This is a genomic window from Streptococcus parasanguinis, assembly GCF_019929185.1.
Lineage (GTDB): Bacteria > Bacillota > Bacilli > Lactobacillales > Streptococcaceae > Streptococcus > Streptococcus parasanguinis_O.
Genome location: NZ_JAHZPC010000010.1, coordinates 41,946 through 66,242 on the forward strand (window position 1 = coordinate 41,946; position 24,297 = coordinate 66,242).

The 24,297-nt window shown below is 42.4% G+C and carries 23 protein-coding genes; 2 read left to right on the forward strand and 21 right to left on the reverse strand.

Annotated features, from left to right (window positions below):
- Positions 1-39: 39 nt before the first annotated feature.
- The 4 genes from K1I56_RS07085 to K1I56_RS07100 form a co-directional block, all read right to left on the reverse strand.
- A complete protein-coding gene (locus tag K1I56_RS07085) occupies positions 40-1,290 on the reverse strand; it encodes a diaminopimelate decarboxylase (protein ID WP_070466409.1) in 1,251 nt (416 codons plus the stop codon).
- A 95-nt stretch (positions 1,291-1,385) separates the two neighbouring features.
- A complete protein-coding gene (locus K1I56_RS07090) occupies positions 1,386-2,072 on the reverse strand; it encodes a Bax inhibitor-1/YccA family protein (protein ID WP_003008369.1) in 687 nt (228 codons plus the stop codon).
- 28 nt (positions 2,073-2,100) lie between these two features.
- On the reverse strand, positions 2,101-2,592 hold the full coding sequence (locus K1I56_RS07095; RefSeq protein WP_049482905.1) for an HDIG domain-containing metalloprotein: 492 nt from the start codon (positions 2,590-2,592) through the stop codon (positions 2,101-2,103).
- 79 nt (positions 2,593-2,671) lie between these two features.
- A complete protein-coding gene (locus K1I56_RS07100; RefSeq protein WP_223325615.1) occupies positions 2,672-3,418 on the reverse strand; it encodes a TrmH family RNA methyltransferase in 747 nt (248 codons plus the stop codon).
- Between the two features lie 73 nt (positions 3,419-3,491).
- Between K1I56_RS07100 and K1I56_RS07105 the strand changes: the two genes are divergently transcribed.
- Both K1I56_RS07105 and yidC read left to right on the forward strand, forming a co-directional pair.
- Positions 3,492-3,770 (forward strand): acylphosphatase, encoded by a 279-nt coding sequence (locus tag K1I56_RS07105; RefSeq protein ID WP_023918900.1) that lies wholly within the window; start codon positions 3,492-3,494, stop codon positions 3,768-3,770.
- A 77-nt stretch (positions 3,771-3,847) separates the two neighbouring features.
- Positions 3,848-4,765, forward strand: coding sequence for a membrane protein insertase YidC (yidC, locus tag K1I56_RS07110; protein ID WP_003008377.1), 918 nt, complete (start codon positions 3,848-3,850; stop codon positions 4,763-4,765).
- A gap of 154 nt (positions 4,766-4,919) precedes the next feature.
- Here yidC and greA read toward each other — a convergent pair whose 3' ends face one another.
- From greA to gndA, 17 genes are all read right to left on the reverse strand, one after another.
- Positions 4,920-5,402, reverse strand: coding sequence for a transcription elongation factor GreA (gene greA / locus K1I56_RS07115; protein WP_003005389.1), 483 nt, complete (start codon positions 5,400-5,402; stop codon positions 4,920-4,922).
- 57 nt (positions 5,403-5,459) lie between these two features.
- Positions 5,460-6,986 carry an endolytic transglycosylase MltG gene (gene mltG, locus K1I56_RS07120; RefSeq protein WP_486387770.1) on the reverse strand — a complete coding sequence of 509 codons (1,527 nt, stop codon included), beginning with the start codon at positions 6,984-6,986 and terminating at the stop codon, positions 5,460-5,462.
- A gap of 59 nt (positions 6,987-7,045) precedes the next feature.
- Positions 7,046-7,555 (reverse strand): GNAT family N-acetyltransferase, encoded by a 510-nt coding sequence (locus K1I56_RS07125; RefSeq protein WP_223325617.1) that lies wholly within the window; start codon positions 7,553-7,555, stop codon positions 7,046-7,048.
- A gap of 3 nt (positions 7,556-7,558) precedes the next feature.
- A complete protein-coding gene (locus K1I56_RS07130) occupies positions 7,559-7,984 on the reverse strand; it encodes a GNAT family N-acetyltransferase (protein WP_223325618.1) in 426 nt (141 codons plus the stop codon).
- A gap of 81 nt (positions 7,985-8,065) precedes the next feature.
- Complete coding sequence (murC, locus tag K1I56_RS07135) at positions 8,066-9,400, reverse strand: UDP-N-acetylmuramate--L-alanine ligase (RefSeq protein ID WP_003005130.1); 1,335 nt, start codon at positions 9,398-9,400, stop codon at positions 8,066-8,068.
- A 9-nt stretch (positions 9,401-9,409) separates the two neighbouring features.
- Entirely contained in the window at positions 9,410-10,060 is a 651-nt protein-coding gene (gene zapJ, locus K1I56_RS07140; protein ID WP_003017389.1) for a divisome accessory protein ZapJ, read from the reverse strand.
- 55 nt (positions 10,061-10,115) lie between these two features.
- Positions 10,116-13,214 carry a pilus expression-regulating Snf2 family helicase gene (locus K1I56_RS07145; RefSeq protein WP_223325619.1) on the reverse strand — a complete coding sequence of 1,033 codons (3,099 nt, stop codon included), beginning with the start codon at positions 13,212-13,214 and terminating at the stop codon, positions 10,116-10,118.
- 374 nt (positions 13,215-13,588) lie between these two features.
- The gene (locus K1I56_RS07150; RefSeq protein ID WP_223325620.1) at positions 13,589-14,035 is read right to left on the reverse strand and encodes a YehR family protein; all 447 of its coding nucleotides are present in this window, start codon (positions 14,033-14,035) and stop codon (positions 13,589-13,591) included.
- A gap of 5 nt (positions 14,036-14,040) precedes the next feature.
- Entirely contained in the window at positions 14,041-15,351 is a 1,311-nt protein-coding gene (gene der, locus K1I56_RS07155) for a ribosome biogenesis GTPase Der (RefSeq protein WP_223325621.1), read from the reverse strand.
- A 57-nt stretch (positions 15,352-15,408) separates the two neighbouring features.
- A complete protein-coding gene (locus K1I56_RS07160; RefSeq protein ID WP_223325622.1) occupies positions 15,409-16,122 on the reverse strand; it encodes a nitroreductase family protein in 714 nt (237 codons plus the stop codon).
- Entirely contained in the window at positions 16,119-17,018 is a 900-nt protein-coding gene (dnaI, locus tag K1I56_RS07165; protein ID WP_003008404.1) for a primosomal protein DnaI, read from the reverse strand. Before dnaI ends, K1I56_RS07160 begins: the two co-directional genes overlap by 4 nt.
- Complete coding sequence (locus K1I56_RS07170; RefSeq protein WP_049472058.1) at positions 17,019-18,197, reverse strand: replication initiation and membrane attachment family protein; 1,179 nt, start codon at positions 18,195-18,197, stop codon at positions 17,019-17,021.
- Entirely contained in the window at positions 18,198-18,671 is a 474-nt protein-coding gene (gene nrdR, locus K1I56_RS07175) for a transcriptional regulator NrdR (protein WP_003005476.1), read from the reverse strand.
- Between the two features lie 165 nt (positions 18,672-18,836).
- Positions 18,837-19,649 (reverse strand): endonuclease/exonuclease/phosphatase family protein, encoded by an 813-nt coding sequence (locus tag K1I56_RS07180; protein ID WP_070665479.1) that lies wholly within the window; start codon positions 19,647-19,649, stop codon positions 18,837-18,839.
- An 85-nt stretch (positions 19,650-19,734) separates the two neighbouring features.
- Positions 19,735-21,927, reverse strand: coding sequence for a PTS transporter subunit IIBC (locus K1I56_RS07185; protein ID WP_061590852.1), 2,193 nt, complete (start codon positions 21,925-21,927; stop codon positions 19,735-19,737).
- A 234-nt stretch (positions 21,928-22,161) separates the two neighbouring features.
- Positions 22,162-22,860 (reverse strand): response regulator transcription factor, encoded by a 699-nt coding sequence (locus K1I56_RS07190; protein ID WP_070665480.1) that lies wholly within the window; start codon positions 22,858-22,860, stop codon positions 22,162-22,164.
- Positions 22,861-22,869: 9 nt separating this feature from the next.
- On the reverse strand, positions 22,870-24,294 hold the full coding sequence (gene gndA / locus K1I56_RS07195) for an NADP-dependent phosphogluconate dehydrogenase (RefSeq protein ID WP_223325623.1): 1,425 nt from the start codon (positions 24,292-24,294) through the stop codon (positions 22,870-22,872).
- Positions 24,295-24,297 lie beyond the last annotated feature (3 nt).

The window sequence follows — 24,297 nt, forward strand, 5'->3', positions numbered from 1 at the left end:
CATTATTTTTACATAACTATCATTATATCAGACAATCGCTTATTTTTCAATGTCAAAGCCGTAGAGTGTCGCAAGATAATCTTCTGGTTTTTCTGCTCGACGAATCAAACGGGCCTGCCCATCTTCTTGAAGCAAAACTTCTGCCGAACGCAATTTGGCATTGTACTGATAGCCCATTGAAAATCCATGGGCTCCAGTGTCATGGATCACGAGTAAATCTCCAATCTCCGTCACGGGTAGTTCTCGTTGTTTGGCAAATTTATCGTTGTTTTCACAGAGACTTCCCACGACATCGACCACTTCAGTTGGTTCATCTGAACGATCCATATTGGTAATATGGTGATAAGCACCGTACATAGCCGGTCTAAGAAGATTCACAGCTGAAGCATCGACACCCACATAGGTCCGGTAGGTTTTCTTTTTATGCGTCACTCTGGTTACCAAGAGGCCGTGTGAAGCCAGCATAAAGCGACCAAGCTCGGTATAGATTTTCACATGACCAAGTCCTGCTGGTTTAAGAATCGCATCAAAAACGCGATGCACGCCCTCCCCAATAATGGCAATATCATTTGGTTCTTGTTCTGGCTTGTAATTGACCCCAACTCCACCAGAGAGGTTGATGAAGCCCAAGTGGACACCTGTTTTCTCGACGACTTCTACTGCTAATTCAAAAAGTTGACGCGCTAGCTCTGGATAGTAGTCGTTGGATACAGTATTAGAAGCTAATAAAGCGTGAATGCCAAACTCTTCCACACCTAGTTCTTTCAACTCGATAAAGGCTTGGATCAATTGCTCCTTGGTCATTCCAAACTTGGCTTCTTCAGGATTGTCCATAATATCGGTTCCCAGTTCAAAAACTCCACCAGGATTATAGCGGCAAGAAATGACCTTGGGAATGCTAGTCACAGACTTCAAGAAAGCAATGTCTTCATAGGCGTCCAGATTGATCGTTGCCCCTAATTCTCTAGCATAGACAAATTCATCTGCTGGCGTATTGTTAGAAGAAAACATGATCTCTTTTCCACTAAAGCCCAGTTTATCCGCCATTAACAATTCGACATAGCTGGCAGTGTCGACACCACAGCCCTCTTCTTGCAAAATTTTTAGGATCGATGGGTTAGGAGTTGCCTTGATGGCAAAGTATTCCTTAAATCCTTCATTCCAAGCAAAAGCTTGATGGAGAGCACGAGCCGTTTCACGAATTCCTGCTTCATCATAGAGATGGAAAGGGGTAGGGAATTCTTGGGTCAGGCTTTCTAATTGTTCACAGGTTACAAAAGGTGTTTTCATAAGCGCTCATTTCTATTCTTTAGTCACTATTAGTATAGCACAAGTCGAAAGACAAAAAAAGCCGAGGCAACTGCCCCAGCTCAATCTCTCTTTGATTAGTCGTTTCTTCCGAAGATACGAAGAAGGCTGATAAAGAGGTTGATAAAGTCAAGATAAAGTTCCAAAGCCATTGCTACTGCCCAACCTGTAGCAGGTTGACCATTTGTTTGATCATAGACATAGCGAATCTTTTGGTTATCCCAAGCTGTCAAACCTGCAAAGAGGAAGACAGAGATAATACTCAAGATATAGTCCATTCCAGAACTTCTCAAGAACATGTTCACAACAGAAGCAATGATCACACCGATCAAAACTCCCATCAAGGCACGTCCCATTCCAGACAGGTCCTTTTTCACGACGCGTCCGATAGCTCCCATGACAATAAACATCAAGGCACTGACCAAGAAAGCCTTATAGACAGTTGCTTGCATGTAGCGAGCAATGATAAAGCTCAAGGTAAAGCCATTCAAAGCTGAGTAGATCAAGAAGATCGGAAGAGCAGACGGGCTATTTTTAACAGCCTTCCCACTTGCAACAAAGACCAAGATCAATTCTACAACAACTGCTGCGTAGTAAACCATTGGTGCGGTTGTCAAGATTTGTACGAAGAAGTCTTGAAAGACTGTCATCATCAGGCCAGACACAAGGGCTGAAATCCCCACACCGATCCCAACTAATGAGTAGATTTTGTTATAAAAAGCATTCAATCCACTTTGTTCTTGGATTACTGAATCATTATACATATTAACAAGTTCCTTTCAAATTTGTTTACTACGATTTTAACATTTTTCGATGAAAAAATCTCTTTTTAGCCATCTTTTTACGCCAAGGTTCTGAAGCTTCTTTAACAGCCCAGTATTTATCTACCATGGTCACTACGAAGGATTCTTTGTAGCGAGGCGGGGCAAGGGTAGCTCCCCACATGTGTTTAATGATGATGTCTTCTTCCTTGGCATTGAGATCTGTAATCTTTCGCGCATTTCTCACGGCAATGCGGGGATGGATCCAGGCGTGACTCTTGGTAAACTTGGTCTCGCGCCAATCATAGTAAAAGAGGTCATGCAAGAGCCCACCCCGAGCCGTACTTTTGGCATCCCAGCCAAATTTTTTTGCCAATTTATAACTGGTATAGCTAACATGAATGGAATGCTCCAAACGATTGGAATGAATATGGTGGGGAATGTCGGCTAATTTTTGAACCTTCGGATGCTGGATCAAATGTCCCACATAGGTCATGTATTCTTTGTCACGATGATATTGCATAAGATAACCACCTTTCCTTGATAGGCTCTCCCAATAAAACATCCATCAACTTCTTACAGTTTAAGTATACTATTTTTTCTCAAAATTCCCTTAAAGAAAACATCAAAATTCCTGCTGCCACTGCAACATTCAAACTCTCTGCCCGACCTGGCATGGGAATATGAACCAGCTGGTCTGCTTGTGCCGCCATTTCCTGGCTGATGCCATTTCCTTCATTGCCCATAACCAGGATAAACTGATCGGTCTGAGAAAGCTGACGGTAGTCAATGGAAGCTTCTGAAAGCGTCGTTGCGAGAACTGCTAGATGAGAGTGCGCAGCTCGCTCCAATAGTTCTTCTCGATCCAGTTTCCAGATAGGAATATGGAAATGACTGCCCTGCATGGATCGAAGGGTCTTGAGACTGTATAGATCAGCGGAGGCTTTCGATAGCATGACACCATCAAAGCCTGCTGCATCTGCTGTTCGAATCATAGTCCCAACATTGCCAGGATCCTGTACATCCTCCAAATAGAGGAATCGCCCTTGTAGCTGATCCGGAAGCTCTGGCTGCTCTAGAAGAATCTCTGCGACAATCCCTTGAGGAGTCTTCGAATCTGCCAAGAGGCTTAAGATCTCCGGAGTCACGATAGTGACTTTTTGGATGTCCTCTACCCGGTCTAAATAGGCTTCTAAAACAAAGACCTGCCGAATCTTCGCATGATTTTCTACTGCCTCTTCAAACAGATGCCAGCCTTCAATGAGATAAGAATCTGTCCGGTATTTTTTTTGATGTAATTTTTTAGCATTTTTGATTACATTATTGGATTTAGACGTTATAATATTCATAGAACTATTATAGCACAAAGAAAAAGAAGAAATCATACCTCAGATAGATTTCTTCGAGTCAAGGAGGTCGCACATGCAAAAGGTAAAAATGATTGCCCAAGGACGGGTTCAAGGGGTTGGCTTTCGCTGGGGAGTCTACAGTCTTGCTTTAGAGATCGGTGGGATTACTGGCCGTGTCTGGAATAATGACGACGGAACGGTTGGCATTCTGGCCCAGGCAGAGTCTAGTAGCCAAATGGCCAAATTCATTCAAGAAATTCGCAAAGGTCCTACACCTTTTGCACATGTAACTTATTTAGATGTTACGCTCGCAAACTTTGAAAACTATACAGACTTTAAAATTGCAAATTAAGACTAGAGAACTATTGTGTATTTTAAAAAAAAACAGTAGAATAGAAAGGTAACATTTTAAAAAAGAAGGAACTATTTGTGAAAAAAAATAAACTTGCATTACTTGCATCGATGGGACTAGCTTCGCTTGTCTTCTTATCAGGATGCGTGAGTGTCGATCGGAAAACTGGAAATCCGACTGGATTGATCTGGAATCTTCTTGGCCGTCCAATGGGCGAAGCCATCAAATTCTTTGCCAACAACCTTGGCTTGGGCTTTGGGATCGGGATTATTATCGTCACCTTGATCGTGCGGTTGATCATCTTGCCACTTGGTTTGTACCAATCATGGAAGGCAACCTACCAATCTGAAAAGATGAACTACTTAAAACCTATCCTTGGGCCAATCCAAGAGCGCATGAAGAACGCTAGCACACAAGAAGAAAAGCTATTGGCGCAACAGGAATTAATGGCTGCTCAACGTGAAAATGGAGTTAGCATGTTTGGTGGAGTTGGGTGTTTGCCACTCTTGATCCAAATGCCATTCTTCTCAGCTCTCTTCTTTGCAGCTCAACACACCAAAGGGGTAGCAGATAGTAGCTTCCTTGGCATTGCTCTCGGCAAACCAAGCTTGCTCTTGACAGCGATCGTAGCAGTTCTTTACTATATCCAAAGTATGCTTTCTCTTCATGGAATTGAAGATGAAACCCAAAAGGAAAGCATGCGCAAAGCATCACTGATGAGTCCGATTATGATCGGTGTCTTCTCATTGATCTCCTCAGCCGGAGTGACTCTTTACTGGGTAGTCGGTGGGGTGATCCAAATTATCCAACAATTTGTCATCAACTACTTGATTCGTCCAAATCTTCGCAAACGAGTCGCTGAGGAATACAAAAACAATCCTCCTAAAGCGACTAGTCACCGCGTGAAAAAAGATGTCACACCTACTGCAACGACACAAATCCAACACAAACCAAAAAACAACCGCAATGCAGGAAAACAACGCAATAGAAAGTAGTACAAACTACTAATTCTAGCGGTATACAGTAGCACTTGAACCCAAGGTTCAAGTGCTTTTTTTGATATCGTTCAGTCAGCAAAGAATTTTCACTCTCACAAAAAGATTAAGAGCACAAAAAAACAAGCCCTCTTGGAGGGCTTGCGTTTTATAGTTACGCTGTTTTTTCTACGTTCAAAATTTTCACTTGGTAGCTTCCAGCTGGTGTCTCAACAGTGACAACGTCACCTGTCTTCTTACCAATCAAAGCGTGACCGATTGGGCTTTCGTTAGAAATCTTTCCTGCAAAGGCATCTGCCCCTGCTGAACCAACGATGCTGTATACTTCTTCATCTGTTTCGCCAACTTCTTGAACTGTAACGGTTTTTCCGATCGCTACTTCGTCTACTGCAACAGCGTCACTATCGACGATTTCTGCATAACGGATTTTTGTTTCCAAGCTAGAGATTTGACCTTCCACAAAAGCTTGTTCATCTTTTGCCGCTTCATACTCAGAGTTTTCTGAGAGGTCACCATATGAACGAGCGATCTTAATCCGTTCCACCACTTCAGGTCGACGGACCAATTTCAATTCTTCTAATTCTTGTTCCAATTTTTCTTTTTCTGCTAGGGTCATTGGGTATGTTTTTTCTGCCATTATTCTTCTCTTTCTATTATTTGAATGAAAAAGCTGTGGACGCGCCACATGCTTTTTCTAGTTTGAACTTGCTTGTGTCAATTTACTATTGACGTGTTCTTCAACATTTTTATTGTGTTCTTCGTATGTCTTAGCGAAGAAAACTTCACCATTTTCGACATTTGCGACAAAATACAAGTAATCGGTCTTACTTGGGTTCACCGCCGCTTCGATCGCTGATACTCCAGGGTTATCCACTGGGCCAGGCATCAAGCCGGTATTCTTATAAATATTATAAGGTGAATCCAGCTCTGTATTGATCGTTGCATCTTCTTTTAAGGTCGTCTTTTGACCAAGTTTCCCTTCTGCATAAAGAATTGCAATATTACTTTGCAAAGGCATGTCTTGGTTCAAGCGGTTATAGAAGACACTCGCGATATCTTTGCGGTCCTGATCCGTCGCCCCTTCTTTTTCAACCAAGGAAGCAAGAGTCAATACTTCGTTTACATTGATGTTCTTGCTCTCAAGTGTTTCATAGTATGGGCTTAAGTTTTGATCCATTGCCGCAAGCATCTGATCGATCATCTCTTTCACTGTGGTATCTTTCCCATAGTTATAAGTTGCTGGGAAAAGATAACCTTCCAAACGATAGCGAACACCAGAATCCTTACTTGGCAGGTTAGCCAAGAGCTTAGGATATTTGGCCACCATCTTCTCAATAAAGGCATCATCTTGGACAGCCTTCAAGAAATCTTCTTTCTTAAATGGAGTCTTTCCTGCCTTCTTACTAGAGACATCTGCTGTGATAGCCGTCGCAATCTGATCGATCGTATAACCTTCTGGAATCGTGACCTTTCCAAGAACTGGAGCCTGAGGAGTTTTGGTTCCCTCTTCTTGCAGTTTTTGGATGATGGTTTCTAGATCCATGCTCTTTTGCAAATTGAAATAACCAGATTTGAAATTGCTATAGTTCTTGAACTTGGTATAGTAGTTAAAGAACTGACCATTTTTCACGAGTCCTTTTTTCTCAAGGATCGCACCAATCTCACGATTACTTGAACCTGCTGGAATCTCAACCGTTACGAATTCTGTTGCATTTTTATCCATTGGCTTGACAGCTGAATGGATATAGGTCGCTGCAAAGATCCCTGTAGCCACGATCACAATCAGCAAAAGGCTGACCACTGTCCGCACAATTCGCTTAGCGATTTTATTTTGTTTCTTTTGTTTTTGTTGGCGCTGGTTACGAGAAGAGCGCGATAAGCTTTCCTCTACCGGTTCCTGACTTGGTTCTTTTGGAGCAGGCTTTGTGAGCTCACTCTTTTCTTCTACAATAGGAGTCGCCTTTTCTGGCTCCACTGGTATTTCTGTGGAAGCCACAACAGCTTCTTCTTTTGGAGGTGGTGTTGCTTCTTCCTCCTCTTTCAGTGAAGAAGGGGTTTCAATGCTTCGATCAGGTAGATCATACTCTTTTTCGATTTTTAGAAGTTGCTCATTGGCCTCTTCTAAGTCTCTGAGGATCTGCTCTTTGAAGCTTAATAACTTCTCACTGTCTTGTGATTTATCAGTCAAATAATTGACCTCCCTCATCATAATCCTTAATATTATATCTTAAAAGATTTAGAAAAGCAATACAAATCGCCTTTCTTCTTTAAAATACCTATTTAATCAAGTTTTTCATTTTCCCAGACCAGATTGTACCAAACTTCACCCGCATATTGGGATTCTGACCGGCCTTCATTGGTAAATCCTTGCTTTTCATAATAAGGAATCAAATAATCATGACAGGTCAAATTGATCCCTTGGCGATTATCTTTCAACGCAATCTCTTTCATCGCTTCAAGCAAAAGGGTTCCCACTCCAAGTCCTTGAGCTTCTTTAGCAATGGATAGACTCGTAATGGAAATAAAGCCCTGTTCTAACTGACTTAGATCTTCAACCTTTGAAAAAGAGGAATCGATCAAATAGCGCTCCGGTCTAACAGGTCCTTCTAAATAGCCTAAAATCTGACCCTGGCACTCTGCTACAAGAAATGTCGTTTGAATCTTTTTGATGTGATCTTTTAAAATCTCACGCGCAATCGCTTCTTCTTCTGAGAAATTCTCAAGCTCAATGCGCTCGATGGCATCCAAATCCTGCAGCTCTGCCTGTCTAATGTGAATCTTTTCTTTCATCATTTACTCCTTCAATCGTTCCCAAACCATATGGACACCTCGATCAGACTCAGCTTCATCACGAAATCCTTGCTGGGAAAAATAAGATAGTAAGTCTTCTGGGCAATCGATCCAAATGGCTTCCTTTTCCTTTTGAACAGCTAGATCCTTTAAAGCAGCGATCAAAATAGAACCATAGCCTTGACCTTGAAAGGCTGGCCTCACTGCTAGTCGCAATACAATTAGGTCTCCTTTTAAAGGCTGGTCTTCTGTCGCCAACAAGTAAGCCACAGCATCCCCCGCCTGCTCTGCAAGCAAAGAAAGGGTTTCCTTCGAACCTAGCGCTTCCTCAAGAGTGGCCCTGTGCTCCTTTCCTTCATTGTCATGAAGTTCTTCTTCTAGCAACAGCAGCTGTTCTTGATCAGCTGGGGTGATTGATCGAATCATCATCCTGCTTTCCTCATCTCATACTCCTTCAGTGGACAGATAAATTTGAGTCTGGAATCAATCGATTCCAGACTCAATCATCTCTTATTGTACACTATGTGTCAAACTAGATAATAAACGCTCAAATGAGTATTCATAGGTTTGAATATCTCCTGCTCCCATAAAGACATAGACTGCATTATCATGGTCAAGAAGAGGAGAAACATTCTCAGCTGTAATAATCGCTGAGCGTTTGACAATTTTTGCTTCCAAATCTTCAACTTTCACATCGCCGTGATCGACTTCACGCGCAGAGCCATAGATCTGTGCCAAGTAAACAGCATCTGCTTGATTCAAGGCTTCTGCAAATTCATCTAACAAGGCAATGGTCCGTGTAAAGGTATGTGGTTGGAAAATGGCCACAATCTCTTTACTTGGGTATTTTTGACGGGCCGCATCCAAGGTTGCAATAATTTCCGTTGGATGGTGCGCAAAGTCATCGATGATCACTGTTCCATTGACTACTTTTTCAGTAAAGCGACGTTTCACTCCAGCAAAGGTCTTCAAATGCTCGCGGACTAAATCTAAATCAAATCCTGCAATGTAAAGCAAACCAATGACTGCTGTAGCATTCATGATGTTGTGACGACCAAATGTTGGGATATGGAATTGCCCCAAATCTTCTCCACGGAAATGAACGTTGAAGGTTGAACCTGTCGTTGAGCGAAGCAAGTTGCTTGCCACAAAATCGTTCGTCTCCTTATCAAAACCATAGTAATAAATTGGTGCTGATGAGGTAATCCGACGCAATTCTTTGTCTTCTCCGTAGATGAAGAGGCCCTTACTGATTTGTTTGGCATAATCGTTAAAAGCATTAAAGACATCTTCCAAGCTCGTGAAATAGTCTGGATGGTCGAAGTCAATATTGGTGATGATGCTGTATTCAGGATGGTAAGGCATAAAGTGGCGTTCATACTCATCTGATTCAAATACAAAGTATTTGGCTGCTGCAGAGCCACGACCTGTCCCGTCACCAATCAAATAACTGGTGTCAGTGATATTTGATAAGACGTGAGAAAGCATCCCTGTTGTCGAGGTTTTTCCGTGTGCTCCGGCAACCCCCATGCTGACGAAGTCACGCATAAATTCACCAAGGAATTCATGGTAGCGTTTATAAGTTAGGCCATGCTCATCTGCATAAGCAATTTCCACATTGTTATCTGGACGGAAAGCATTCCCGGCAATGAGGATCTTGTCGCCTTCCAAATTTTTCACATCAAATGGATAAATTTGAATTCCTGCTTGTTCCAAGCCACGTTGCGTAAAGTAATACTTCTCAACATCTGACCCTTGAACCGTATGTCCCATTTGGTGAAGCATGAGGGCTAAAGCACTCATCCCTGCTCCTTTAATTCCAATAAAATGGTATGTATTAGACATGTTTTCTCCTTATTCTTGATCTAGATGGGTTAAATCCAATTCTTGTTTGATTGGCTGTGGTTTCAACTTGTGCTGATCTTTATTGTATATTTGGCTAGTCTTTAAGAAATCATAATTGTTTTTCTTTTCAGTCGGTTCTGCCACTTCTGGTTCTCCTGCAGATTCGAACTCTGCAAGGATCAACTGATCTTGTCGTAATCGTTTGCTATATTTCAATAATTCACCCGGATTTTCCTTTTGGAAGGGAGCCGTTGGCTGACCAGGTTTTCGTTCAGAAATAAATGGTTTTTTCCGTTTACTTGTAGTAGCTGCTGGATCCGTTGTCAGATAGGGGGCTGTGCGTTTCTTTTTCAGATCTTCACGAGCGCGCTCTCTCGCTTCCTCTGCATAACGATTGGCTGGGCTTTTTTTATCAATCGGCTCTTTAAAATCAGGTTTTCTTACTGGCCGTCTTTTCGGTAGGGGCTCTTCTAGTGGTTGGTGGTAAGGATGCTTAGGTTTGGTATTTTCAGCAATCGGTTGCCATTCCAAATAATTTTTATCCACATAGTCGCCTGTAATGTTACTAATCAAGTCTGTTTCATCATACAGGTTCATGTGGGGCATCTCTGTTAACATCAACTCATTATCCCCTACTTGAGGAAAATATTTTTCTGTCATGCTTTCTTCCTTTCGACACTCCATTAATTATAAACTATTCACAGAATTTTTCAAGCTATTCTGACTGAATTCCAAGAATCTCACGAATTTCCTCAACCGATAAACTAGATCGTGTTTCCGTTCCGTCTAAAATCGTTGAGACCAAGTGTCTTTTGGAAGCTTGTAGTTCTTGGATTTTTTCTTCGATCGTACCACGAGTAATCATGCGGTAAACTTCAACATTTTGTTCCTGTCCCATTCGATGGGCACGTCCAATAGCCTGGTCTTCCACTGCAGGATTCCACCACAAATCGACTAAGATGACCGTATCGGCACCAGTGAGGTTCAATCCAACCCCTCCAGCCTTCAGAGAAATGAGAAAAGCATGGCGCTCACCTGCATTAAAAGCATTGGTCATTTCTTGTCGATCTTTAGCGGGAGTAGAACCTGTGATTTTAAAGGAGGTCATGCCAAGCTGGGCAATCTCCTGCTCTAGGATATCCAGCATGCCTCTAAATTGAGAGAAGATCAAAACCCGGTGTTCGCCATCTTTGATTTGACCCAAAAGATCTCGAAGACTCTCCAATTTCCCACTATCTCCCTGATAGTCTTCCATAAAGAGGGCGGGGGTATCACAGATTTGGCGAAGACGCATGAGACCCGAGAGAATTTCCACCTTGCTCCGATTTAGTTCTTCCTCACTAGAGGTTCGAACCCGATCTTGAATTTGTTTTAATTGAGCCAAATAGATCGTTTTTTGACTTTCATCCAACTCATTGTGGTAGGTTGTTTCAATTAAGTCCGGTAATTCTTGGAGCACTTCATCTTTTTTCCGTCTCATGACGAAAGGTTTGACAAAACGCGCAATGGTCTCAGGACTCAATTTTTGAAATTCTCTTTTAGCTGGGAAGAGCCCTGGAAGGACAATTTGGAAAATAGACCAGAGTTCACCCACATGATTTTCAATCGGTGTCCCAGATAAGGCAAACACATGCGGAACCTCAAAGCCACGTAAGTGTTGGGCAATCTTGGTTTGGGCATTTTTCATGACCTGGGCTTCATCTAGAATCAAGTACTCATACTGATTCTTCTGGTATTCCTCCACATCTTGACGGAAAGACGCGTAACTAGTGATAACTACCTGTGGATTGGTTGCGATGAGTTCATCTCGGTGCTGCTTGAGACCATAGACAACTGCCACTTCCATCTGAGGAGCGAATTTTGAAAATTCTTGTTTCCAATTGTAGATGAGACTAGATGGAGCTAGAATCAAGATTTTAGTTTCTTTTTTTGCGACACTGGTCAAGAAGGAAATAGTCTGCAGGGTTTTCCCAAGCCCCATATCATCCGCTAAAATACCACCAAAACCATAATGATTTAACATGGAGAACCATTTAACCCCTGTTTCTTGGTAATCCCTCAGGGTCGCTTGGATTGTCATCTGAGGGAGTTGGAAGTCTTCTGGATGAGTCAAATCATGAGCTAAATTTCGAAAGTCTTCTGAAAAATGAACATTGTCTTGATCTGCCAACAAATCAGATAGCTGATAAGCGGCAATCCGGCGGGCTTGTAGTTTCCCACCCTTGCTCATTTTCGCCCGCAGATCTGCTAAGGCTCGACTGATCTTCTTGGTTTCTTCATCAAAGACAAGAACTTTCCCTGTATGGCTGACAAAATAGTCTTTTTGCCCTACTAGAGCTTTGAGGACCTGGTCCACTTCGGCTGGATCCACACTTTCAAAGTCAAAACCGATCTCCAGTAGACTGCCATTAGTTTTAACATCAATTTTTGGACGCTCCACTTGATAAAGATCTAAAAGGCTATCAGAGAGGGTAACCTCTCCTAAGGCTTCAAAAGTCGGGATCTGTTGGTGAAAGAATGGATAGATTTGCTCACTTGATAAAGGACTTCTTTGGGAAGAAAAATCATCCGTAAAACCTGCTGCTAGCATGGTTGAAAAGACTTCTTGCTCCTTATCGAAATCACTAGAATAAGGAAGATTGAGGAGTTCCTCACGCGTGGTCACCACACGATCCTGGTATTGAAAGACAACATCCAGTAATACAGTCTGATCCTGTGCTAGATCAAAATGAAATTCCGGAGTGAAATCGTGGATTAAAAAGCTGGTCGGTGCGGTAATTTGTCCCAGTTTTTTGAACTCTTTTAAACTATAGGAAAGTTTGGTCTGATCCGTTGGATCAAAATGCAGGCGTTTTTTGCGATCCTGATCCATTGGAAGATCTTGAATGGCCTTCCATAGGGTCCGCTGTTGGGGCGTCAGGTGATAGAAGACACCATTTCGAAACAGGTAAACAGCAGACTCGACAACCTTCACTTGTGGCTCAGTAATGATCAATTCGTAAAAATCACCATGGTCTTCCACCTGAAAATGAAAGAGATCTTCCTCCCCATGGACATCCTGAAAATAGACTTCAGAAAAATCATACAAGCTATATTGCAAGAGGAAGGAATCCAAATTCATCAGTAATTCTACAGCTTCTTCAAAGAGAGTCGGTGGAAAATAAAGATGGCGCCCAGCATTGGGAAAGAAATCTTGCTCTTTTGATCCACTATCTGTGACCAAGCCTTGTAGGAAATTGATCACATCCTGACTAGGTCCATCAAATTCTAAGTAAGAAATAGGTTCATAGTAACTTTTGCCAATTGCAAAATGGCCTTCTTTCTGAAGGGTCTGCAAAAAAGCTAGCACATCTCTGATCACATAAGAACGCTCGTCTGGCAAGCGACGAATGCGAAGGGTCCACAAGAATTGACCAGAGTATTCATCCTCCTGCCCAACTGCCGATAAGACATAGCGTGTTTCTTTTTTTTCGATTTTTGGAAGGACCTGGTCTAAAAACAAACTTCCAAAAGAGACCTTCTCCTGCGTTTCTTCAGTCGCCGTGGCATCTTCTTCAAGGCTTGTAAGAGCTGCTTTCCCACTGTCATCATTCTTCAAAAAAGCTTCCACAGCTGCTAGATGTGTACAGAATTTTTTCTTTTGAAAGAAAGCACAGCTACAAAAAACAGCATCGTCGTCCAAACTGTACCGCAAGCTTTCTTCTTCCACCCGAAAATATAGGTATTTTTCTTTTACTTCCTGAAGGGAAACCTTCCCAGCTTCATAGAGAAGGCTCCCTTGTGAACGAACCTTCCCAGGAATTAATTTTGCCATGTTTACCACCTTAGATTAATCCCTTTATTATACCATATTTAAGCAAAAATTAGAAAAAATACTTATCATCTTGAAAGGATTTTAGCCCGTTTTTGATAGAAAAACTGAGACAGCATTGTCCCAGTTTTTTACCTGATTTCGTAACAGTCTCAGCTTAAACAGCTATCCCTAATATCTATCTGTTAACTGTTTGATCAAATAGCTAAACAAAGGGAATAGCAAAATCCCGATTGCTCATAGAGAAAAGAAAAAAACACGACCTATTTTTTTCTAAACTAATAGTAGCCTCAGTTGCAAATGAGAAAAGGACTCCTTGTAATCTATTACAGGTGACAAAGAGTCCTTTTTACTTATGGTTCAATCATGTTCGAACTTTACTGAACCTTAACCATCCCGTTTTCTTCTAACGTTTTTTTGGTTTTAATATAGTCAGTTAAGTCCTTCAATTTATTATTCGACTTAAAAGCTTTGTTCCAAGTTTTTAGGTCCAATTTTGAAAAATCTGTCACTATATGGATCTGCAAATGGCCTGACTTGGACTTTTCAACAGTATAGTCCACTCCTTTGATATGACCATAATTTTCAAGCAAACTATCTTTTGCTGAGTTAAATGCTAATGAGTCGGAAGCATCAATATCCGGTATTTCTTTCCAGAACTCCGTCTTAAGTATTTCCTTATTTTTAATGGTCAGTATGATTGACTCATCCCCATTTCCATAGGATCCCTGATACTTTTCTTGACGCGTTGACTGACAAGCTGTTAAGAAAACAATGATGAGGCTCGTAAGCAAAAATTTCATCAAAACAGTAATTTTTCGCATATTCCCTACTTCCGTTTTCGCGCAATCAAATGGATTGGAGTTCCTTCAAAAACAAAGGCCTTGCGAATTTGGTTCTCCAAGAAACGGAGGTATGAGAAGTGCATCAGTTCTTCTTCGTTAACAAAGACCACAAAAGTTGGCGGCTTGGTTGCCACTTGTGTCGCATAGAAGATCTTGAGGCGTTTTCCTTTGTCGGTCGGCGTTGGATTAATGGCAATGGCATCCATAATCACATCGTTCAAGACAGCTGAAGGAATCCGTGTATTTTGACTCTCACTGATCTGTTTGATCATCTCTGGCAACTTGTGCAAGCGTTGTTTGGTTAAGGCAGAGACAAAAACAATCGGCGCATAAGAAAGATATTGGAATTGATCGCGAATCTCATCTTCCCACTGCTTCATGGTATGGTTGTCTTTTTCAATGGTATCCCATTTGTTGACAACAATGATCATACCTTTACCAGCTTCGTGAGCAAAGCCAGCGATCCGCTTGTCATACTCCCGAATCCCTTCTTCGGCATTAATGACCATCAAAACCACATCTGAACGGTCGATGGCACGCATGGCACGCATGACAGAATATTTCTCAGTGTTTTCATAGATTTTACCAGATTTGCGCATACCAGCTGTATCGATCATGGTAAATTCTTGGCCATCTGCATCGGTAAAATGGGTATCGATGGCATCCCGTGTGGTTCCAGCAACAGGGCTTGCGATAACGCGGTCTTCTCCCAGGATCGCATTGATCAAGCTTGATTTCCCAACATTTGGGCGACCAATCAAGCTAAATTTGATGATATCTGGATTTTCTTCTTCTGTTTCATTCGGAAGATTTTCAATAATGGCATCCAGCACATCCCCAGTTCCGATCCCGTGGACAGAGGATACCGGTAGTGGCTCACCCAGTCCTAAGGCATAAAAGTCATAGATATCATTGCGCATCTCTGGGTTATCCACCTTGTTGACTGCAAGAATCACCGGTTTATGGGTCTTATACAAGATACGAGTGACATATTCATCCGCATCCGTGATCCCTTCTTTTCCAGAAACAACAAAGACGATCACATCTGCTTCGTCCATGGCAATTTCTGCCTGATGTTTGATTTGCTCCATAAATGGGGCATCTACGTCATCAATTCCCCCCGTATCAATGATACTAAATTTTCGATTCAACCACTCAGCTGTTGCATAAATGCGGTCACGAGTGACTCCTTCTACATCCTCAACGATGGAAATCCGCTCACCGGCAATCCGGTTAAAGAGTGTAGATTTTCCGACATTGGGACGGCCTACAATCGCAATAGTTGGTAGGGCCATGATTTCCTCTTTTCTAATGAAAGGCGAGACTTCGGTTCAAGAACGCCTCTCTTCATTTCATAATAGTTTGTGTTTTTCTAGTAGTTTTTTGGTCTCTTCTTGTTCAGGTTGACCAAATTGAGCTGCAAGGCGCTCGCTCCAGCTATCGGTTGCACGCGCTCCAGCGTAATCTGCCTGAACCTTGTCATAGGCAGTCACAACTGATAGGTCTTGTTCTTGGTATTCTTCTTCAAAAGCAACCTGCTCCAATGGCAAACGTGGTTTCACCGCATGTTGCTGGTTGGGTACTCCGAGAGCAATCCCAAAAACCGGATAGGTATAGTCTGGCAGACGGAAGAGTTCTGCGACTTCTTCTGAACAGTAGCGCAACATGCCGATCATCACTCCACCATAGCCGAGACTTTCAGCTGCCAATAGCGTGTTTTGAGCTGCTAGAGCCGCATCCACTGAGGTGATCAGTAAGTTGTCCACCCCTTCAGGATGGAAATCCTGCTCATGAAGTTTGACAGCTTTTTCAGCACGGTTTAAATCTCCAACAAAGAGGAGAAAGACATCTGATTGGCGAATCGCTTCTTGAGGAAGCAAGTCGTAAAGAGCTTCTTTCTTTTCCTTGCTTTTGACCACAATCACAGAATAAGACTGAAAGTTTTTCCAACTTGATGCCATCTGCCCAGCTGATAAAATTTCCATGAGGTCAGCTTCTTTGATGGCTTCTTCCTTAAAACGGCGAACAGAAAAATGAGATTTCATTAAACGGATGGTTTCATTCATCGGCGATTGACTCCTTCCAAATGGATTTCCTTGGCTAAAAATTTCACGCGCTCCATGACACGTTTGGCCTGCCAGGTTTCATCTCCATTACGCGAAGCTGCAAAATGACGTTCCAACTCTTCAAAATTAAAGTTAGAAGTAAAGAAGGTTGGGAGATTTTCCTGCATTCGGTGCTGCAAAATCACTTGTAAGATTTCATCTCGCACCCAGGCTGACATCTGTTCCGCACCGATATCATCGAGAATTAAAATTTCGGCTTTTTTCACCTGATCGACGGTTTCTTTGACCAAGCCTGAACTGATGGCATTTTTAACGTCAATAGCAAAACTTGGGAAATGAAGTAAGGTGGTAGAGGCCTGGCGTTTTTCGGATAAATCATGAGCCAAGGCTGCCATCATGTAGCTCTTTCCTACTCCAAAATCACCATAGAGGTAGATCCCCTTTTGATATTCTGGATAGTTGGCCACAAAATTGGCTAATTCTTCAAAGGCCTCAAATCGCCCCTTATCATCGAGTTCTACCTTGGCTAGACTCGCTTCTTTCAAGGTTGAAGGGAGATTGATCAAGTTGAGACGTTGGTTGATCGCAGCTCGTTTTTGGGCTTCAATTAACTCTGGCGTCTCCTCATAAGCGACATCCGCATAGCCTTCATTCATGGTGAGGATGGGTTTGTAGCCTTTGGCAATATAATCCGGATCTCCCAATAAGAAACGGTTGCGTTCACTAATGTATTGATTAAATTTTGAAATACTACGTCGAATTTCTTGTTCAGACAAAGACTGGTCCTTGATAAAGGCAGCCACTTCTTGGTCTGCCAAGATCTGTGCGACCAAATCCTCATAGTTAAATTGACGCGCACGGTTCATGTGAGACATGGTTTGACCTACACTTTCCATCTACTCACCTCCTTGATTCAGTTTTTCTAATAGGCGTTGTTTCTCTTTAGCAAGATCCACCTTTTCTGCTTGACTGGTTTGATTTTGATAGTTTGGTTGGCTCCACTTGGGAACATTGCTGTTCTTGCCCTTAGCTGATGTAGGACTCGTCCCCTTGTTTCCTTGAGCTTTAGCTTGTTCCTGGCGTTCTCGAACTTTTAAAACTGCCAGTTCTGCACTGTTGACGCCTTGATAAGAAAAATCATTTCCCACCTTCAAAGCATACTTTTCATTGAGATTAGCAGACTGGGTCTTGTTAAAGGTCAACAACAAGATAATATTGATCACCTCGTCTAGTAAGCCTAGATCAGCTAACTTGGATAATGTCTTGCGTTCGCTCTGCGTAATGGTCGCATTGCGCGCCTTCTTAATCTCCGCTAGAAATTGTAGGCTGGATTTTGCCTTCGCTTCCCTCAGAATGGTTTCTTCCTGACGGCTATAGGACATGCGGGGGTGCTCCTGGCTCGCCTGAGCCAACTTTTGCTTCATTCTCTTTGGAGAGACAATCCGGTCTACAGCCGTTTCTTTTGCTAGGAGATAGGTTTCATACCAGGTCCATTGTTGTTCTTCTGCGAGGGCAAAGAGGGCTAAAGTCGCTTCTCCTTCATCCGCAAAACGAAGTCCATCACGCCCCATCATTCGCTTAAACATCTCCATATCAAACTGCTGTTTCTTACTTGGAAGAACGGTCGCCTCACCAGCATCTAGTCCAAAGACTTGAGAGAAGGAAACTTGCCGTCTAGTTCCTAAAGAGCGTGCTGGGATCAGATCCTCAACAGCCTTTTCCCCAATCTTTTTTTCAAGCAAGCGTTTAAAAACAGCATTTGAAAAAAATTGTTCTGAGGCAAGAGGAGCATGTAATTGGATGGTGATCCCAACTTCTTCCTCATAGAGATCGATCAACCCCATGGCAATTAAACGATCAAAAGCGAGTAGCAACTGTGGAAATCCTATATTCAAGTGATTGAGGATTTGAGCCAGTAAATATTGTTTTTCACCCTGATCATAAGAGGCCAGCAGATAACGATAAACTGCTACCGTTTCCGTCTCCAAAATAGGCAGGTAATACTGCTCCAATGCAGCCCCTGCCGGCGGAAGAAGATTATTTTTTAAAAATGAGAAAGGCGTATTAGGCTTCATCTATTTTTCCTTTTTCTTCTTGGTTCCCTTCGTGATTTGTTTCAAGAGGGTCTCTAATTCACCGACATCCTTGAAACTCCGGTAAACACTTGCAAAACGGACATAGGTAATCTCATCTAGATCTGCTAACTCATCCATAACCAAAGAACCAATATACTCACTGTTAATTTCATTATCACTTTGGCTGCGAACCTTTTGCTCGATCCGGTTTACAATTTCTTCGATTTCGTCACTAGAAACCGGCCGTTTTTGAGCTGAGCGGATAATACCATTAAAGATTTTATCACGAGAAAATTGCTCGCGTGTCCCATCTTTTTTGACGACCACTAGGGTCCGCTCTTCCACTCGTTCGTAGGTAGTAAAGCGATAATGGCATTCTTCGCATTCCCTGCGACGACGGATGGTGTTCCCATCTTCAGCTTGTCGACTATCCACCACACTAGACTTACTTCCACCACATTTTGGACAACGCATTTGCTACCTCCTTAAACTGTTTTAACACTTCATTTTACCATAAATTGAATCGTAAAGAAAGCAGAAGAACAGGAGAATCCCCTATGCTTGCTCCTATTTGATCCATAAAAAAGAGTCGAAGGACGATTTGAATAAAATCGTTTTCCTTTCGACTCTCCGTTTATATTAAAGCGATAATTCAGCTTCTAAGCCATAGTGATCACTAACATGGGGTTTGTTTTGACCATCAAAAATGACATGTAGACGCTGGATGTCCCATTCTGGACTTGCAAAGACGTAATCAATTCGCAATGGAACTTGATTGTCTGTCCAGCCATCGATTCCAGGGCCTACAGTATAAGTCCCCTTTGTTTCTTTGGCTTCAATAAAGCTGTCTTGAAGCTTAAGGGAACTGGATAGAATCGTCTCATACCCTTCTTGACCAGCAGGATTATTGAAATCACCAGCTAGAATAAAGGGTTTGCTTACTTGGCTGAAGTAGTTCTCAATGCGTGGCCACTCAAATTGGAAACCTTTGTCCCACCAAGAAAGATGGACGCTGGCAACAGCAATCTCTTTGCCATCCACACTCGTATGGGCAACAGCCACTCGACGGGTATGGTAGTCCGTTGGATCATCCATATTGGATACCAAAATCTCATCCGCCTTCAAGGGTTGACGCGAAAGAACCGCTACACCCTCATTGAGGTGATCATAGCCAATATGGTTGTAAGCCCAAGTCCAATAATAGTGGAGCCCATGAGCAGCTAACTCTTCTACCAATACGCGAACAAAGTGATCTTTGTGAATGGCTACAGCTGATGGCAAAGCTTGATAATACTCATCTGTTTCGACTGCTTCTGAGGCCATTTCTTGATTGACCTCTTGGAAACAGATCACATCATATTGCGCTTCTAAAATTTGTTCCTTGAGGGTTTCAAATTTTTGCTGAGCATTCTCTTCCATCCAACTATGGGAATTTAATGTTAAAAATTTCATCCCCTGATTTCTCCTTCTCTCCAAATCAAGAAACGGCAAGAGGCCGGGTGCACTGCCCCAACCTCATTTTCTTTGCCGACGTCTCTTATAATTCTACTGTTGCAACTGGCGCATTTGCTGCCAATTTACCAGTATGTTCGACCTTAACGGATTTAATCGCATCTGCATTTGTGAAGACAACAATTGTTGAAGTTTCACGACCAGCTGCACGGATCGCATCAAGGTCTGCTTCTACCAAGAGGTCTCCAGCAGCCACTGTTTGACCTTCAGAAACTTTAACCTCAAATGGTTTTCCTTCAAGACTAACAGTATCTAGACCGATGTGAACCAAGACTTCCAAACCATTATCTGTTACCAAACCAAGGGCATGTTTGGTTGGGAAGACACTAGTAACTTTACCAGCAACTGGTGAAACGATGTGGCCATTTTCAGGCTCAACTGCAAATCCGTCTCCCATCATTTTTTGTGAGAATACAGGATCTTTCACATCTTCGATGTTGATCACTTCACCATCTGCAACAGAGTGAACTTCATCAGTTACCCCTTTAAAGGTTGCTTCAGCCTTTTGAACTGCTGTCATTTGGCTAGGAAGTGTTTCAGGAATGACTTCACCTGAATCAAGAACGTCTTGGATATCAGATTTCAATACGTCAGCTTTAGGTCCGTAGATCGCTTGGACCCCTTGTCCTTTCATGACAAGACCCATAGCGCCTTCAGCTTTCCATTGTTCTTCTGTTCCGACTTTTTCAGCGTCCTTAACGGTTACACGAAGACGAGTCATACATGCGTCAACGTCGACGATGTTAGCACGTCCACCAAGAAGGTTGATAATGTTAATGACTTGTGAGCTTGCTGAGCTTGTAGCAGCACCTGCTGCTGCACCATCTCCTGAAGGGGCATCATCATTTTGTTCATAGTTACCGTTACGTCCTGGAGTCGCATAATTGAATTTCTTAATCATGAAGTTGGCAATGAAGTACATGATAAATCCAAAGAGGACTGTTACCCATACAAAGTTAAAGATATCTAATGCCAAACCAGCGTTGATGGCCATTGGGGTACGTGTCAAGAATTCGATTGAACCGAATGAGTGAACTCGAAGGTTAACCAAGTCAGCCATTGCAAAGGCAGCCCCTTGAACAAGAGCATAGATGATGTACAATGGTGTAGCAATAAACATGAACATGTATTCAATTGGTTCTGTTACACCTGTCAAGAATGTTGCAAGGGCAGTTGCAAAAAGCATCCCTTTGTATTTTTCTTTTTTATCTGGATCCACATTGCGGTAGATAGCAACCACAATCCCCATCAAAATACCAAATGATCCGATCATTTGACCAACTTTGAAACGAGCTGGTGTGTAAGCATGAAGCAAGTGTTGGTATTGGCTAGGATCAGCTTTCTTCAAGTTAACAAGGTCTGTTACCCAAGCCAACCAAAGTGGATCTTGTCCAAATACAGTTGTTCCTTTGGCAGCACCTGTAAGAACTTGGTAGCTACCACCCAATTGAGTATAGTTGATTGGAATGGTCAACATGTGGTGAAGACCAAATGGCAAGAGAAGACGTTCCAAGGTACCAAACAAGAATGGTGCCAATACTGGAGCTGTTGATTGTGAGTTGGCGATCCAAACACCAAATCCATTAATTCCTGATTGAACTACTGGCCACAAGGCTGACAGAACCAAGGCTGTTAGAGCTGAACGAACGATAACAACGAATGGTACAAAGCGTTTCCCGTTGAAGAAAGAAAGGGCTTCTGGGAGTTTACGGTAGTTGTAGTATTTATTGAAGGCAGTTGCTCCAACGAAACCTGAGATAATCCCTACAAATACCCCCATATTAAGAGCTGGAGCTTCAAGAACACTGATAAAGTAGTCCGCAACTTTAATTGATCCACCGAAGATTGTGTGAACCGTAGCAGCCTTATCAGCTAACATTGCAGATGTCACTCCGAAAACTGCACCGGTAATACGGTTAATCAAGATGAAAGAGAGACCAGCTGCAAAGGCACCCCCTGCACGTTCTTTGGCCCAGCTACCACCGATAGCAAGGGCAAAGAGGATGTGAAGGTTTCCGATAACCCCCCAACCGATTTGTTCGAGAATTCCACCTGTAATAACAAGTGGAGATAAATTCGGGTTGATCATAGGGATAGATTTCCCGATTGAAATCATCAACCCAGCCGCTGGCATGACAGCGATAACGACCATCAAGGCCTTACCGAACTTCTGCCAGAATTCAAAGCTAAATAAACTTTTGAATGATCCTTTGTTCATCATTCAACCTCCTTATATTGTTTAAGGCTTTGTTTTAAGAAAACGTTTGCGCTTAATTTGTTTCTAGTATACCATATTTTAAAAATTTGTAAAGCCTTACATTCATTTTTTTCTCCAAATTTTATCTTTTTTTATCTTTTTTAAGCCATATTCTTTTTAAAACTCATTCCTTTTCGACGCAAACGTTTCCCTTGAAGTATAAAAATATTCGAACCCTCTAAGGGTTCGAATGTTTTATTCTAATGCGTCTTGCATGGCATAGCCAATCCCACGAACGGTCTTAATATAGCTTTTTTGACCTGGTAGATCAATTTTCCCACGAAGATACCGGATATAGACGTCAACAATATTAGTCTCACCTGTACTCTCGTACTTCCAGACACTCTCCAACAACTGATCGCGTGTCACCACCCCTTTGCTTCCCATCAGAGTCGCTAAGAGATCATACTCTCTGCGGGTCAAACTAATCATGTCTTTCCCACGATAGACGGTATGGTGTTCCACATCAATGCGCAAATTGCGGTATGACGTTGGGATTTTCATCTGGCTACAATGTTGGTCAATATAATCACGTCCTCTAAAAATGGCTGTGATCTTATCTACCAAATCGCTGATAATAAAGGGTTTGACCATATAGGAAACGGCAAAGCGCTGAATACTCTCTTTGTGCTCAGCAATTTTTTCGCGGCTATCCAAAACAATCAAAACAGAAGCTGGGCGAATCTGACTGATTTCCTCTGCGAATGTTTCACCAGACATATCTGACAGATCGTAATTAAACAAGATCAGATCATATTTGGTCGCAGCAATCAAGGCCAGACCCGCTTTTCCATCCTCTACTACATCAACTTGGTACCCTTCTTTTTGAAGTTCCAAATCAATGAAGCGAGCAATTTGCTTCTCATTTTCTACTAGTAGAACTCGTTTGACCATAGAGCAAGATTATTTTTCATCGTACCAAGAATAGTGGAAGGTACCTTCTTTGTCTTTACGTTGGTATGTGTGAGCACCAAAGTAGTCACGTTGTGCTTGGATCAAGTTTGCTGGAAGATCCGCTGAACGGTAGCTATCAAAGTAAGTGATGGCTGCTGAGAAGGTTGGTACGGGTACACCAGCTTGAACAGCAAGAGCTACGATATCACGAACAGATTGTTGGTACTTAGCAGTGACATCCAAGAAGTACTCATCCAAAAGAAGGTTAGCAAGATCTGCATCACGGTTGTAAGCATCTGTGATCTTTTGCAAGAAACGAGAACGGATGATACAGCCATCGCGCCAGATAGATGCGATGTCCGCAAATGGCAAGTTCCAGTTGTTTTCTTTAGAAGCTACACGCAATTGCGCAAAACCTTGTGCGTAAGAGATGATTTTTGAAAAGTAAAGGGCTTGACGGATTTTTTCAATCAACTCAACCTTGTCTCCTTCAAATTTGAAAGCAGCTGGTTTTGGAAGCACCTTGCTAGCGTGTACACGTTCTTCTTTATAAGTAGAGATATAACGTGCAAATACAGACTCAGTAATGAGTGACAATGGTACACCAAGGTCAAGAGCTGATTGGCTAGTCCATTTACCAGTTCCCTTGTTTCCTGCAGCATCCAGGATATAGTCTACGATTGGTCCATCTTGACCTTCATCGTCTTTGCGTCCAAGGATATCAGCAGTGATTTCGATCAAGTAGCTGTCCAATTCACCCTTATTCCACTCAGTAAAGATTTCAGCCATGTCTTCTGCTGAAAGACCGAGCAAGTGTTGCATCAAGTCATAGCTTTCTGCGATCAATTGCATGTCACCGTACTCGATCCCGTTGTGGACCATTTTCACATAGTGACCAGCTCCATCAGGACCGATGTAAGTCACACATGGTTTACCATCTTCTGGTGCTTTTGCAGAGATTTCTTCAAGAACATCTGCTACCAATTCATAAGCTTCTTTTTGTCCACCAGGCATGATAGAAGGACCTTCAAGGGCACCTTTTTCACCACCAGATACACCTGTACCGATAAAGTTGATACCTGAGTTTGCCAACTCTTCATTACGACGGATAGTATCTTTATAGAAAGTGTTCCCTCCATCAATCAAGATGTCACCTTTATCCAAGTGTGGAAGAAGGGCCTGGATAGTTGCATCTGTACCAGGTCCTGCTTGAACCATGAGCATGATACGACGTGGTTTTTCGATTGAGTTTACGAAGCTTTCGATATCATAGCTTGGCACAAAGTTTTTATCAGGATGGCAAGCAATCACATCTTCTGTTTTTTCTTTACTACGGTTATAAATGGCAACTGTATAGCCACGAGATTCGATATTAAGGGCAAGGTTACGACCCATTACGGCCATACCAACAACACCAAAGTTTGCTTTAGTCATGTG

What these genes read in the sequence shown, in the direction of transcription:
- K1I56_RS07085 (WP_070466409.1), bottom strand. Translation starts at nt 1,290, where the DNA reads ATGAAAACACCTTTTGTAACCTGTGAACAATTAGAAAGCCTGACCCAA.
- K1I56_RS07090 (WP_003008369.1), bottom strand. Translation starts at nt 2,072, where the DNA reads ATGTATAATGATTCAGTAATCCAAGAACAAAGTGGATTGAATGCTTTT.
- K1I56_RS07095 (WP_049482905.1), bottom strand. Translation starts at nt 2,592, where the DNA reads ATGCAATATCATCGTGACAAAGAATACATGACCTATGTGGGACATTTG.
- K1I56_RS07100 (WP_223325615.1), bottom strand. Translation starts at nt 3,418, where the DNA reads ATGAATATTATAACGTCTAAATCCAATAATGTAATCAAAAATGCTAAA.
- K1I56_RS07105 (WP_023918900.1), top strand. Translation starts at nt 3,492, where the DNA reads ATGCAAAAGGTAAAAATGATTGCCCAAGGACGGGTTCAAGGGGTTGGC.
- greA (WP_003005389.1), bottom strand. Translation starts at nt 5,402, where the DNA reads ATGGCAGAAAAAACATACCCAATGACCCTAGCAGAAAAAGAAAAATTG.
- K1I56_RS07125 (WP_223325617.1), bottom strand. Translation starts at nt 7,555, where the DNA reads ATGAAAGAAAAGATTCACATTAGACAGGCAGAGCTGCAGGATTTGGAT.
- K1I56_RS07130 (WP_223325618.1), bottom strand. Translation starts at nt 7,984, where the DNA reads ATGATGATTCGATCAATCACCCCAGCTGATCAAGAACAGCTGCTGTTG.
- murC (WP_003005130.1), bottom strand. Translation starts at nt 9,400, where the DNA reads ATGTCTAATACATACCATTTTATTGGAATTAAAGGAGCAGGGATGAGT.
- zapJ (WP_003017389.1), bottom strand. Translation starts at nt 10,060, where the DNA reads ATGACAGAAAAATATTTTCCTCAAGTAGGGGATAATGAGTTGATGTTA.
- K1I56_RS07145 (WP_223325619.1), bottom strand. Translation starts at nt 13,214, where the DNA reads ATGGCAAAATTAATTCCTGGGAAGGTTCGTTCACAAGGGAGCCTTCTC.
- K1I56_RS07150 (WP_223325620.1), bottom strand. Translation starts at nt 14,035, where the DNA reads ATGCGAAAAATTACTGTTTTGATGAAATTTTTGCTTACGAGCCTCATC.
- der (WP_223325621.1), bottom strand. Translation starts at nt 15,351, where the DNA reads ATGGCCCTACCAACTATTGCGATTGTAGGCCGTCCCAATGTCGGAAAA.
- K1I56_RS07160 (WP_223325622.1), bottom strand. Translation starts at nt 16,122, where the DNA reads ATGAATGAAACCATCCGTTTAATGAAATCTCATTTTTCTGTTCGCCGT.
- dnaI (WP_003008404.1), bottom strand. Translation starts at nt 17,018, where the DNA reads ATGGAAAGTGTAGGTCAAACCATGTCTCACATGAACCGTGCGCGTCAA.
- K1I56_RS07170 (WP_049472058.1), bottom strand. Translation starts at nt 18,197, where the DNA reads ATGAAGCCTAATACGCCTTTCTCATTTTTAAAAAATAATCTTCTTCCG.
- nrdR (WP_003005476.1), bottom strand. Translation starts at nt 18,671, where the DNA reads ATGCGTTGTCCAAAATGTGGTGGAAGTAAGTCTAGTGTGGTGGATAGT.
- K1I56_RS07180 (WP_070665479.1), bottom strand. Translation starts at nt 19,649, where the DNA reads ATGAAATTTTTAACATTAAATTCCCATAGTTGGATGGAAGAGAATGCT.
- K1I56_RS07185 (WP_061590852.1), bottom strand. Translation starts at nt 21,927, where the DNA reads ATGAACAAAGGATCATTCAAAAGTTTATTTAGCTTTGAATTCTGGCAG.
- K1I56_RS07190 (WP_070665480.1), bottom strand. Translation starts at nt 22,860, where the DNA reads ATGGTCAAACGAGTTCTACTAGTAGAAAATGAGAAGCAAATTGCTCGC.
- gndA (WP_223325623.1), bottom strand. Translation starts at nt 24,294, where the DNA reads ATGACTAAAGCAAACTTTGGTGTTGTTGGTATGGCCGTAATGGGTCGT.